This window comes from Pedobacter sp. Leaf132 (assembly GCF_920984695.1).
Taxonomy (GTDB): Bacteria; Bacteroidota; Bacteroidia; order Sphingobacteriales; family Sphingobacteriaceae; genus Pedobacter.
The window spans coordinates 52,907-66,515 of the sequence record NZ_CAKLBO010000003.1 but is presented as its reverse complement, the minus strand read 5'-3'; the positions used below and the strand labels follow the sequence as shown (position 1 = coordinate 66,515).

General features: G+C 35.2%; 8 protein-coding genes. 3 read left to right on the top strand and 5 right to left on the bottom strand.

What is annotated here, in order from left to right; genetic code table 11:
• Positions 1-220 precede the first annotated feature (220 nt).
• Together LUA86_RS07570 and LUA86_RS07565 are read left to right on the top strand one after the other, a co-directional pair.
• The gene (locus tag LUA86_RS07570) at positions 221-1,861 is read left to right on the top strand and encodes a TldD/PmbA family protein (protein ID WP_231460000.1); all 1,641 of its coding nucleotides are present in this window, start codon (positions 221-223) and stop codon (positions 1,859-1,861) included.
• A gap of 235 nt (positions 1,862-2,096) precedes the next feature.
• Entirely contained in the window at positions 2,097-4,160 is a 2,064-nt protein-coding gene (locus LUA86_RS07565) for a HAMP domain-containing sensor histidine kinase (protein ID WP_231459999.1), read from the top strand.
• A 35-nt stretch (positions 4,161-4,195) separates the two neighbouring features.
• Here LUA86_RS07565 and LUA86_RS07560 read toward each other — a convergent pair whose 3' ends face one another.
• Together LUA86_RS07560 and LUA86_RS07555 are read right to left on the bottom strand one after the other, a co-directional pair.
• Positions 4,196-5,956 carry an ABC transporter ATP-binding protein gene (locus tag LUA86_RS07560; protein WP_231459998.1) on the bottom strand — a complete coding sequence of 587 codons (1,761 nt, stop codon included), beginning with the start codon at positions 5,954-5,956 and terminating at the stop codon, positions 4,196-4,198.
• Positions 5,940-7,676, bottom strand: a complete 1,737-nt coding sequence (locus LUA86_RS07555) for an ABC transporter ATP-binding protein (protein ID WP_231459997.1) — start codon at positions 7,674-7,676, stop codon at positions 5,940-5,942. Before LUA86_RS07555 ends, LUA86_RS07560 begins: the two co-directional genes overlap by 17 nt.
• Positions 7,677-8,163: 487 nt before the next feature.
• Here LUA86_RS07555 and LUA86_RS07550 point away from each other — a divergent pair, with 487 nt between their 5' ends.
• The gene (locus LUA86_RS07550; RefSeq protein WP_231459996.1) at positions 8,164-9,009 is read left to right on the top strand and encodes a S1 RNA-binding domain-containing protein; all 846 of its coding nucleotides are present in this window, start codon (positions 8,164-8,166) and stop codon (positions 9,007-9,009) included.
• Between the two features lie 68 nt (positions 9,010-9,077).
• On the opposite strand, the gene LUA86_RS07545 is transcribed toward LUA86_RS07550, so the two are convergent.
• The 3 genes from LUA86_RS07545 to LUA86_RS07535 form a co-directional block, all read right to left on the bottom strand.
• Complete coding sequence (locus tag LUA86_RS07545; RefSeq protein WP_231489937.1) at positions 9,078-9,743, bottom strand: MCP four helix bundle domain-containing protein; 666 nt, start codon at positions 9,741-9,743, stop codon at positions 9,078-9,080.
• A 909-nt stretch (positions 9,744-10,652) separates the two neighbouring features.
• Entirely contained in the window at positions 10,653-12,086 is a 1,434-nt protein-coding gene (locus LUA86_RS07540) for an ATP-dependent RecD-like DNA helicase (protein WP_231459995.1), read from the bottom strand.
• 270 nt (positions 12,087-12,356) lie between these two features.
• Complete coding sequence (locus tag LUA86_RS07535; RefSeq protein ID WP_231459994.1) at positions 12,357-13,496, bottom strand: putative sensor domain DACNV-containing protein; 1,140 nt, start codon at positions 13,494-13,496, stop codon at positions 12,357-12,359.
• Between the last annotated feature and the right edge of the window lie 113 nt (positions 13,497-13,609).

The window sequence follows — 13,609 nt, the reverse complement described above, 5'->3', positions numbered from 1 at the left end:
CATTGAGAGTCATGATTTGAGCGAGCCGAAGCAATCTGATTTGTGTAAGAAGAGATTGCTTCGTGCCTCGCAATGACGATAGTAAGAAAAGTATCAATTATCTCTCCATACTGCTGCGCTTCAGTCGAGATGACGTCTATAGCGAACGAATCAGAATTGCTCTGTACCTAGCAATGACGAGATTATAATCAGATATCAAAACCCATAAAAAACATTACAATTGAGAAGAAGAGATTTTTTATACATGACTGGTGTAGGTGTCGGCACAACCATACTACCCAATTTATCTGCCTTTGGTAAAATCATTTCTGTGGAGGAAGCCTTAACACCCGTTGATGTTGCCTTGAAAAAGAAAATGGCCGATGTTGCGTTAAATGCTGCCAAAAGCAAAGGCGCAACTTATGCCGATGTTCGCATTGGCAGATATTTAAACCAGGTTGTTGCAACTCGCGAAACCAGGGTAGAAAACATTTCAAATTCAGAATCTTATGGTTTGGGTGTTCGGGTTATCGCAAATGGAAGCTGGGGCTTTGCTGCCACAAATAATTTAGATAATACAAGCATTGCCAAAGCGGCCGAGGCTGCAGTGGCAATTGCAAAAGGCAATTCAAAGTTAATGGAAGAACCCGTGCAGTTGGCGGCTCAGCGAGGATTTGGAGAGGTAAGCTGGAAAACGCCAATCGAAATTAACGCTTTTGAAGTGCCTATAAAAGACAAGGTAGATTTACTTTTAAACGTTAACAACGAAGCTTTAAAAGGTGGTGCAAAATTCATCAACTCAAATCTTTTTATGATAAATGAGCAAAAGTATTTTGCTTCTACAGATGGCTCTTACATCGACCAGGATATTCATCGCATTTGGCCAACCTTTACCCTAACAAAAACAGATGCGGCAAGCGGAAAATTTGAAACCCGAAATGCTTTAAGCGCACCAATGGGAATGGGATTTGAATATCTCAAACCAAAAGATGAAGAGAAAATTAAAGGCGGCCCGGTAACGATGTACAAAAAACGTTACGATATTTTGGAAGATGTTCGCGAAGCTGCAGTGCATGTTGATGAAAAGCTTAAAGCAAAACCAGTTGCCCCCGGAAAATACGATTTGGTTTTAGACCCTTCTCACTTATTTTTAACCATACACGAATCCGTTGGACACCCGACTGAATTGGATCGCGTTTTAGGTTATGAAGCAAACTACGCTGGCACGAGTTTCCTTACGCTTGATAAATGGGAATCGAAAAAATTCAACTTTGGTAGTAAAGAGGTAAATATCCTGGCGGATAAAACTGAAACTGGCTCATTAGGTGCTGTTGGTTACGATGATGAAGGCGTAAAATGTGGTAATTGGGATATTATTAAGGATGGAATTTTGGTAAACTATCAAACCATTCGAGACCAGGCCCATATCCTTGGACTTAAAGAATCGCAAGGTTGTTGCTATGCAGATAGTTGGGATAGCATTCAGTTTCAAAGAATGCCAAATGTTTCATTAGCACCTGGAAATGCGGCATTAAGTGCGGCAGATATGGTCAAGAATGTGGAGAAAGGCATTTATATGTTCGGTAGAAACTCTTATTCTATTGACCAGCAACGTTATAACTTTCAGTTCAGTGCCCAGTTAGCTTACGAGATTAAAGAAGGTAAAATTGTTGGCATGCTAAAAGATGCCGCTTATCAGGCAAATACTCAGGAATTCTGGAATTCTTGTGTGCAACGTTGCGATAAAAATGATTACCGTTTAGGTGGAACTTTTTCTGATGGAAAAGGACAACCCGGACAAGCAAGTGCCGTTTCTCATGGCAGCCCTACAACTCGCTTTAATGGTGTTAACGTAATTAACACAGGCAGAAGATTGGGTTAAAAAAAATAATCAATCGTTATAAATTGGCGGTTGATTATTTTTTCTCAGAACAAAATATGCCCTTACAACTTCAATATGTATAAATACTTACATTTTCAATAATGTAATGCTTCATAATTCTCCAAGTTTTTAAAGGTTAACACCAATACTATTTGGAAATAAGGTTATTAGCGCCTACTTTCGTTAATCATACTAACATTTTTTTTATCATCTCACTACAATCATCCCAGAGTTAATGAGAAAATTTTTCGGATTTATTGGGTTTTCTCTGTCTATATGGTCAATGATATTGTCATGTAATTACACATCCAATTCTAACTCTGATAATGCAAAAACTGTAGATAAATTAATTGACTCTGCAAACGTTTTGGTGGAGAGAGATAGTTTATCACAAGCAGTTTTTTATCTTGATTCTGCATTTAATAAGATACCAAAACCCGGTATTGGCGATATCTGGAAAACTTATTACTTTAAATACAGACGATATTATTGGAAAGGTAGAGACGAAAAGGACAATGAAATAATTCAGAAATCTATGCTGTATGCGGATAGCATGCAGAATCTAATCATCGAAAATAATGCATCAGATAAATATCGAAACGAATTAAGCATTGCCTATTTCTCAAAAGGAGATATTTTATTAGAGCAAAAAAAATATAGAGAAGCCTATCAGTTTTATCATTCAGGCAAATTATTAACGAATGATAAAGGAAATACCTGTTCAAACGGGCGCATTAACAGCCGATTGGCAAATTTAAATTTCCTTCAGGAAAATTATCACGTTGCCGCAGCCTATTTTATGCAGGTTTACCGCAATAATTTAGATTGCGACCTTGATGAAAAAAAATTCGGCGAAATTCAAGGTGCTTTAAATAATGCTGGTGCGAGTTATTTAAAGGTTGAAATGACTGATAGTGCCATGTATTGCTTTAAAAATTCGCTAGCATTTGTAGAGCGGAATGAGCAACAATTTCCAAATCTTAAAAACTTTGTTGCATCAGCTAAAGGCGTAATCTATCAATCTATTGGAGAAGTATATTTAGATAGCGGAAATTATGACCAGGCTGCATTTAACTTTGAGAAAAGTTTTTATTTCAACAGCTTACATAAACAGGGTACTAGAAGCGCCCAAAGTACGGCAATTAAGCTCGCCAGATTAAATTTAGCTTTAGGAAATTATACTCAATACAACAACTACCTTGGCCAAGCCAAAGGTTTATTAAAATCAACACCCGATTTAGAAAACAATGCCGCGTTAACCAAATTAGAGATTAATTATTTTAATCAAATTAGAGATTATAAAAGTGCATCGACCTTACAAAAGCTATATTCAACCTTAAATAATAAAATAGTTGAACAGAAAAGAAACCTTAGTAAATTTGACGTTGGTCGGGAATTTTACAATCTGCAAAAAGACTATGAGTTAAGCTTATTAAAAAAGGAGAGCCAATTAAGGCAATTGTACCTAATCATAGCGGCAATCTTCACCATACTGCTTTTCTTTATTGTTTACCAACTGTGGCGAAATTGGTCGAAAAGTAAAAGCATTAATAAGCAATTATCAATGTTGAATAATCAGATTACGCAACAAAATCTTAATCTGCAGGAAACATTAATGGCTTTAGAAAAAAGCGATGGCGAAAATAAAAAAGTGATGAAAGTTATTGCCCATGATTTACGCAGCCCGATAGGTGCTATTGTGAGTTTGGCTGGGTTAATGGAAGATGACGATGAACTTGCCGAAAACGACAAATACAATATCGGTTTAATTAAAGCTTCGGCAACCAGCTCTGTAAAATTTATAAACGAACTATTAAATAAAAATAATGGCAAAAAAGAAATTGAGAAAGAATTGGTAGAATTGGATGCATTGTTAAAATATTGTATCAGTTTAATAAAGTTTAAAGCGGAAGAAAAAAAACAAAACATCACGTTAAGAAGTAGTCCTGTTGTTATTAGAATAAACCGCGAACAGATTTGGCGAGTGGTGAGCAATCTGATTACAAATGCAATAAAATTTAGTAAGCCCAATAGTGTAATTAGCCTAACTTTAAAGCAATTAAATGAAACCATACTCATATCTGTAACGGATAAAGGCATTGGCATACCAGAAGATATTAGAGAGAAAATTTTTGGCGGCACCAACGATATAAAACGCGAAGGCACAAGTGGCGAGCAATCTTATGGTTTAGGCTTATTCATCTCAAAACAAATAATAGAGGCACATAATGGCAAAATTTGGTTTGAAAATAACGAAGGAAGTGGAACAACTTTTTTTGTTGAGCTGCCTTTAAATTGACAACCGACTACCGTAAAATTTACTTAACATATAATTTAACTTGTTCTTTTACCTTCCAAAAGCATATCTAAAGCATCTGTTAAGGTACCGGCTTTTTGTACTTCGCCCTCATTTACAAAGTAAATCTCATCAGCATTTTCTATAGTATTAAGTCGGTGCGCAATAATCACTAACGTGGTTTCTTTCGATAATTTATTTAGAATATTACCCAAAAGCTGTTCGGTTATAGTATCGATGTTTGCCGTTGCCTCATCCAAAATAAGCAACTCAGGATTCCGTAAAACAGCCCTCATAAAGGCTATTAACTGTTTCTGACCTAAGCTTATACCATCTGATGCTGAAGAAATTGAAGTATTTAAACCTTCATCAAAAACTGCCAGTATCTCGTTCAAATTTGCATCCTGAATGATTTGTTTTAATGCTTCATCACTTAAATTCTGAAGTTTACTATTCCCGTATAAAATATTATCCTTAACAGTTCCGCTAAACAAAAATGGTTCCTGAAGGATAAAACCTATTTTTTGAGTCCGCTCCACATCCGAGAATGACCTGATATCTCTTCCATCCAACAAAATAGTTCCTTTTGTTGCATCATACAAACGAGAAATCAAAGATGCGGTTGTGGTTTTGCCGCCACCGGTTGGGCCGATTAATGCATAGGTTTTACCTTTATCAAAACGCAAATTCACATTATGCAAAATTTCCTTAGTGCCATCGTAAGAAAAATGAACATTTCTAAATTCTAATAACGCATCTGATGATGTAATGGCATCGCTTTCAATCTGTTTTAAATCACTTTCTAACAACAATATTTGCGAAATTCTATCCCAACTTGCCATAGCAACCTGAAAGCTAGTCCACAAAGCCGCAAGCTGGCGAAGTGGATTGTAAAAACTTGTAGTATAAGCAATATAACTTACGAGTAAACCAAGCGTAAAATTCCCTTTGGAAATTAAGTATATCCCAAAAAGTAAAACGATAAGTTGAGCTGCACTTGCAAACAACCCATAAACCGGAACAAAAATATTATTCGCTAAGCCTGCACCAATCGCAGTTTTGTAATTTTCTTTGTTGGCGTCATCAAACTTCCTTCTAAAATAATCGCGACGATTAAAAGCTATAATCACCTTAAAATTATTTAAACTTTCCTGTATTTCGGCACTTAACTCCCCAACACTTTTAAGGTTTACGGCATTCTTCTTTTTTACCCATGGAGAAAAAATCATTGTAAATGCAACAATTAAAACAGCAGGCAATAATGCAGCAATACCTAATTCGAGATGAATGGATAGCAGAAATATTCCGGCGCCAACCATGGTTACTAAACTGCCGATGAATTGTACAAGCGATTGAGAGAAAAACTGATTCAGTTTATCCGTATCGTTATTTACTCTTGAGATTAAATCACCAGCTTTATTTTGGTTGAAAAAGGAGACAGGCAATGTTTGGAGTTTATTAAAAATAGCATTGCGTAAAGTATAAAGCATTCTTTGCCCAACACTTCCCATCAATTTAGTTTGCAGGTAACCTGTTATCATGGCCACCAAATAAATCGCTAAAAGTATCCCGCCAAATATTAAAACACCATGAAACTGTTTGGTTCTGATGTAGGTATCAATGGTATGACCGATTAATAACGGACCGAGCAAAAGCAAACCAGAATTAAGCATAATGATAACAATGGCCAGCCAAAGATTTCTCTTTTCAGCAGAGATTAAGTTCAGCAATCTTTTTAAAGCCTTAATGGTAGATTGCTTCTCCTGCTTTTTGCTAAGCTGATTAAGATTGTATTTCATAATTGCTGGTGCTCTGTTGTGAATTAAAAATCTGTACGTACTCAGGGCTGGTTTTTAACAAATCCTGGTGGGTGCCTTCGGCAATAATTTCGCCTTGCATAATCAAAATAACTTTATCGTAATGCGTAACAGAGGCAATTTTCTGGGTTACAGAAATTAAAGTTAATGATGGATAATTTTGCTGAATGTTGTTTAAAATACGGGTTTCGGTATTTGTATCAACCCTTGCAGTAAAATCATCAAGTAATAAAATTTTTGGATTGATGGCTAATGCCCTTGCGAGCATAATTCTTTGTTTTTGTCCGCCAGATAAACTGCTACCGCGTTCAGAAACGATGGTGTTTAATTTTTCTGGTAAAGCATCAACAAAATCTTTTAATTCGGCCGTTTGAATTGCTTTTGCTAAAGATTCATCGGTTACGGTATCGCTAAAAGCAATATTTTCCCGAATGCTCATGTTAAAAATAATGCTATCCTGAAATACGAAACCAACCTGCTTGTAAAAATTTTCCTGATTGTAATCGTTAATGATTTTACCATCATAAAATGCATCGCCGTTGCTTGGCGCAATTAAGCCAGTTAAAATGTGTAGCAGTTGAGATTTACCTGCAGCTGTGGGACCAATTATGGCTACTTTAGAACCTGGTCCAACTTTAAATGAAACGTTTTTTAAAACCGGTTTTTGTCCAAAGTTTAGCGAAATATTTTTTGCTTCAACTTCGCCAATTAAATTTTGCGCAATTAAACCCGGATGTTTAATTAATGGAGCATTTAAAACACTTTCAATTCTTTGATAAGAAGCTGTAGCCTGAGCAATCACATTACTCATGAAACCAATAACTAAAATCGGGAAAATTATCATGGTTAAATAACTGCTAAATGCAGCAAATTCACCTAAAGTCATCGAATCCGTTATCACAAAATGACCACCCAATACCAAAATGCTTAAGCCTGATAAATTAGCTGTAAAAACAATAATTGGAATTAATCCTGCAAATAACTTCAATATCGATAAGCCTAAATCGCGGGCTTTGGTATTGGCATCTAAAAACTTATTGTACTCTAACTGCTGTGAATTAATAACACGAATAAGCGCAGAGCCTAAAATACTTTCGCTAATTACTTTGTTTAGCCAATCTATAACCTCCCGACTTTTGGTAAATAAAACTTTAACCTTACTTAAAACAAAGAAAAATGCACCACCAATTATCGGTACTATCACAATAACACATAAAGCAAGTTTCCAATTAATCATTAAAAGTAAAATGCTTGCACCAACAATTAAAAATATTGATGAAGCAATAGAGACGATTGCCTGCGATACAAACATTTTTATAGAATCAGCATCAGCCGTTAAGTTGGTTAATAACCTGGCGGGATTTGCCTCTAAAACGTAAGCGTGATTTTGCCTTGAAATCTGAGCCGAAAGTTTTGTTCTTAAATCTCGGGCAACACGCTCTGATGCATAGGTTTGTACAATGCTTTGTAAATAAGTAAAAATAAAAACCAGCACAATTGCAATCGAAAAATGCGTTAAAATGGTTTCTACATTAAAGGTTTTATTTGAATAAGAATCTATTCCATTTGCAATAATTTTTGGTATTAATAAATTGATGCCATTGCTTAGTAAAGCAAAAAAAATGAGCAAAAAAATTAAACCTTTATAATCTGCCAGAAGACTAAAAACACTCGGTTTTTTAGCTTTTTTGGGTTTGTCCATATAGTTGAATATTGCTCAAATTTAAATCAATTATCTTAATAGGTTGATGTTTAATTTTTTTTTAGCATTTGATTTTACTAACTAACCATTTACAGATTTTTGGTAATACTAAACATGGCAGCTAAAACTTTAGTTTTAAATGAATTTACTGCTAATATGGTCAGATTATCTTTGCCATTTATTTTTTGTTCTTTTTTAAACAAAATCTGATAATCTGCGGCTTATATTTTTTACTGTGACCTTCTTTTGCAAATACTTTGTAATTAAAGGGGATGGCAGCGGTATCTCCCGATTTTTTACCGAACAATCGGCACAAAAATAGCATCGGGGATTTATTGCCCGCCTGCCGGACGGGTAGGAACAGCCCGACTGAATTATCCGATGGGTTTTGACTTACCTTTCCAAATCATTTTTGAGGCAATTACAAATAAAACATTGTTAACTTTGCGCATAATCCATTGAAGAAAATGGTGTAACCCAAAATGAAATGATTGAAATAGGTAAATACAACGAACTAAGAATTTTAAGTAAAACAGAAGCCGGTTTAAACCTAACAGATGGCGATAAATTGGTGCTCCTTCCCTACCAATATGTTCCGCAAAAGGCAGAAATTGGCGATAACTTAAACGTTTTTGTTTACATACAGAAAGATGGACGTTTAACCGGAACAACTCAAAAAGCTTATGCTGAAGTCGGCGATTTTGCTTTCTTAAAAGTTGTTTCTGATGGTGAAGATGGTGTCTTTATGGATTTAGGTATTGATAAAGATGTTTACGTGCCGCAGCGAGAGCAAAAAAGACCAATGCAAAAAGGCTACAAATACGTTGTATATGTTTATCTGGATGAGAATAACGACAGACTGTTGGCATCATCTAAACTTTACGATTATGTAGAAGAGGAAGATTTTGATTTTGAAGAGGGCGATGAAGTAAGTTTATTAATTACTGAAGAAACTGATTTAGGTTTTAACGCAATTATTAACAATACTTACATCGGTTTACTTTATCATAATGAGGTTTTTGATAATTTACAAGTAGGCGAACAACGTAAAGGCTGGATTAAAAAAATACGTGTTGAGGGTAAAATTGATTTAACCTTACAACCAAGTGGTTACGGCCATATTCTCGACTCGAAAGAGTTGGTTTTACGAGAATTAAAAAAGAGTGGTGGTGTAATTGAGTTAGGCGACAAAAGCACGCCCGAAGAAATTTATCATCGTTTTCAAATAAGCAAAAGCGCTTTCAAAAAAACCATCGGTTCACTTTATAAAGAACGTTTAATTGTACTTTCTGATGATTCTATTCGGTTAATTACCGATGAAGACGCTGATTAATATATTTTTTTAGCCACAGATTTACAGATTATTATCTTTAAATCTGTGGCTAATTTTAACCGAAAAAGCTAGTTCAAATTATACTTTTCCTGCTGAACTTTTACAGCGTTTGATGCTGAAACAATCCCCACAATCAGCGCACCGATGGCTATTGCAAGGATAACCTGAAACGTTGAATAAACTTTTGTACCAGAAACAAATATTTTTGAATCATTTATAAGCTCATCACCAACTTCAGTCTGGATTTTAATTAGCGATGATAGTTTATTTAAAGATTGATTAAAACTGTTTCTTCCAGTGGCAGTATAAAGCGCTAATCCTTCTGCTGGCTGAGCAAGGCAAATTTTACTTTCAACATTATTTTGAACCATTAAAGCTTTTTTTAGCTCGGTTAAGAAACTTTTCTCTTGCTTTACCAATACCGTTAATTCATATTTATTAATAACAGAATCGATGTTAGAATTGAGCTGTCGTATTTGCGTTAAACCAGAATTTAGTTGACTATCATTATTCAAAATATTCTGTAACAATGCATTTTTTTGATGAAGCTGTTCTGCTATAAAATATAAATCTGTAGCCGGAACCAACCTGTCTTTATACATTGAGATGAAAGATTCGTTTATTTTTTTTACACTCTTATCTTCTAAAAACCGGATAAGCAAAGTGCAACACATAATACAGAATAACAAAAAAGCTATTTTTATCTTATTCTTGAGTGAAAATGCAAATTTCATAACACTATTTGGTTAAAATATTAAGGTAAGAGTTTTTTAATTAACTTTTCACCACGTAAATCACCAAAGAAAATCTAAGTTTTAAGTTTTAAAATAAAAGCAAAAAATCTGTTAATCTGTGGCTTTATAATTTCACTACCTAAGGCACCTAAAAAAATATAAGTTTTAAAATAAAAGCTAAAAATCTGTTAATCTGTGGCTATATAATTTCACTACCTAAGGCATCTAAGAAAATATAAGTTTTAAAATAAAAGCAAAAAATCTGTTAATCTGTGGCTTTATAATTTCATCACCTAAGGCACCTAAAAAAATATAAGTTTTAAAATAAAAGCAAAAAAATCTGTTAATCTGTGGTTTTACAATTTCACTACCTAAGGCACCTAAGAAAATATAAGTTTTAAAATAAAAGCTAAAAAATCTGTTAATCTGTGGCTTTATAATTTCACTAACTAAGGCACCTAAGAAAATATAAGTTTTAAAATAAAAGCAAAAAATCTGTTAATCTGTGGCTTTACAATTTCATCACCTAAGGCACCTAAGAAAATATAAGTTTTAAAATAAAAGCCAAAAAATCTGTTAATCTGTGGCTTTATAATTTCATCACCTAAGGCACCAAAAAAAATATAAGTTTTACAATAAAAGCTAAAAAATCTGTTAATCTGTGGCTTCACAATTTCACTACCTAAGGCACCTAAAAAAATATAAGTTTTAAAATAAAAGCCAAAAAATCTGTTAATCTGTGGCTATATAATTTCATTACCTAAGGCACCTAAAAAAATATAAGTTTTAAAAATAAAGCAAAAAAATCTGTTAATCTGTGGCTTTATAATTTCATCATACAAAGAAATATAAGCTTAGATAACCTTAAGTGGTAAAAAGAAAATTCAAATTAATCTGTGGCTACCTAAACTAAAAATAATCCTCTTGTGCAGTTTTAGCGAAAAGCAATGGCGAAAAGTTAACTAAGTATAACTCTTGTTTTGCCCTGGTAACGGCCGTGTAAAGCCATCGAAGAAAATCCAAATCAATCATTTCATCGGTTAAATAACCTTGGTCGGCAAAAACAGCTTCCCATTGTCCGCCTTGCGCTTTGTGGCAGGTAACCGCATAAGCAAATTTAATCTGCAAAGCATTATAAAACGGGTCTTGCTTTATCGCAAGCATGCGTTGCCTCTTATTTGCAATGTGCTCGTAATCTTCATTTAAACCATCAAAAAGCTTTTTATTTTGCTCATAGGGTAAATTGGCAGTTTCTATATTTAGTGTATCCAACATCACTTTACAACTAACCTGTCCTGCAGCAGGGAAATCCATAAACTCAAGTGTCGCATCAGCAAAGCGGAAACCATACCGCTCCTCTTCGCCCCTAACGCGTATTACTTTAGCCATATCGCCATTGGCAATAAAAGCAGTTTCATCATTATCCGGAAGCCAAAAATAATTATTACGCACCACCATTATTTGGTCGCCCCCGGTAAGTTCCTCTTCGCGGTAAAGCAATCTCGAACGTATTTGCTGGTTGTAAACATTTGCCGATTTATTCGATCTGCATACCACCAGGGTATTTTCCATACCAAACTTCCGGTAGGCATACTCCAAACCCTCAACCAACCTGGCACCAGCCATATTGTAAATATCCTTATAGTTCTTAGTTAAAAATTTTGGCAGCGGATTTTCAGGATTCTTACTAATTTGATTCCGAAGCATGGTTGCATTAGCCAAAATGCCCGATTTTTTACCTTGCCTAACTACTTCTCTTAATTCGACAGAACTTATGGTTAGGGCAAATTTATCTTTTAAATATTGTTCGTTTAAAGCCGGGCTATCCAAGCTGCCCACTGGCGGTAGCTGCGCTGTATCGCCAACAAAAAGCAAAAAACAGTTCTTAGAATTATAAACAAATTCCAGCAAATCCCTTAAAATAGAAGAGCCGGTTTCATTAAATTCGTCAGCTATCATCGAAGCCTCATCAATAATAAAAATGGTATTTTCTGATAGATTTGGAGCAAGCTGAAACTGCATCTCGGGCGATGCCGCAGAACGTTTTCGGTATATTCTTTTGTGAATGGTTAAAGCCTTTCTGTACGAATATTGGCTCATCACTTTCGCCGCACGGCCAGTTGGCGCCAAAAGTTCGCTACGCAGGTTAAATTTTGCCAAAACCTTAACCAAAGCGGCAACCGATGTAGTTTTACCCGTACCGGCATAACCCTTCAACACAAAACACTTATACTCATCATCTTCTTGCAAAAACACCGACATCCGCTCGCAAAAAAGTAGTTGTTCTTTAGTTGGTGGGTGTTGGTAAGCTTCGGCAATAAGTTGACTTTTATCTATGTACATCGATTTTGTTTAATTGTTTAACTGGCAAATTTTGTAATAGTTTTTAGAAAAATTTTATGAAAAGCAATTGCATTGCTAATCGGTTCCGATAGCCCGTCTTTCCGCTAAATCCCCGATGTAAAATCGGGGGATGCCGCTACAATACGGTTTAGATTGCAAAGATAGAATCTCTTTTTAAGGTTAGCTCCTGCAAAATGTATAAGCTAACACAAAACTATATAATAAATTATGCACTAAGATTGCTTCGTACCTCGCAATAACGACTTTCAATTACAACAACAGCGTTTCAATACGATGTGCCATTACAATACTTTGTTTTTCGCTCCAGCTAAATATAGTAAAATGCCCATCCTGCGAAGCTACTAAACCAATAGATTGAGGTTGGTCGTTAATAAACTGCGCTACCGAAAAATGCCTTGTACCACCCAATTGTCCGGGAAAAAGAATTTTATCCTCACCACCAATAATAGGCTCCGAAAATGCAATTTGCTCTACCGTGGGTTTACCTTTCGCCCTACCTATTTTAGCGCCAAAAGCAATTAAATCAAAATCTTCATCAATTATAGTAGCACCATCAACGGCCGTTAAACCGGCTAAGTGCTCCACCTCTCGCCTTAAGGCACCCTGAGAAAATATTTCAGTCTGATTTCCACCTTGCTTGGCAAGGTTTGCTAAACCCGAAAAAGGTGTTTGTATTAAATATTGAATGGGATGTATAATTGATTCCGCCCACTTTTTATCGCCTTTTGGCACAATTAACAATGCGCCACCCCTTCCATGAGAACGCATTGAAACGGCAAACTGAATTAAGATGTTTGTCGGGTCGTTCCAGCTGGCTAAAACTGTCAAATCCAGCAACGCTTTTAAAATCGGCGGACAATCTCTGTTCATACAGCTCGTATCATCAACAATTCTAATTTGTTCACCTTTTAAAACTGCAACATTGGTAAATTTGCCAATACCGTAAATTCTTCTGTGTTTTATCACAATCAATCCAGGCTCAGAAACATCAACCACAAAGCAAAAGTTCGGAATGTTTAGTGTGGTTCCCCAAATGTAGAGCTCACCATCTTCCATCCAAACGCCTAAATGTATTCCCGAACGTTCTATACCCGGAGCAATTTTGGTTAAAGTATTTGCATTTAAAGTTAGCTTTTTGGCAAAAAGCAATGGATTAGAGGTTTGCTCTGGAGGCAAAAATGCAATAGAAATTCTAGGAGAATGCCCTTCTTCCTTCCTTAAACTACTCCAGAAAGCGACATCAATTAAAGCTTCAATGGTAAATTTATCTGGTTGCGATGCTAAATCTTCCTCACCCTGTTCAATTGCATTTTTATGTAAGCGAATAAAATGTTGCTCAATTGTGCCTGCAATTGTATTTGCCGCTTTATAGGTAGGTTGGTAGCTCATGTTTCGAATTTAAGCTGAATTTTTTAAATTTTCATCCACCCAAAAGTTTGAATTTGGTAAAAAGATTTTGTTAATTTTTAACTGCAGGTATACACAGATTTTAAATATAACAT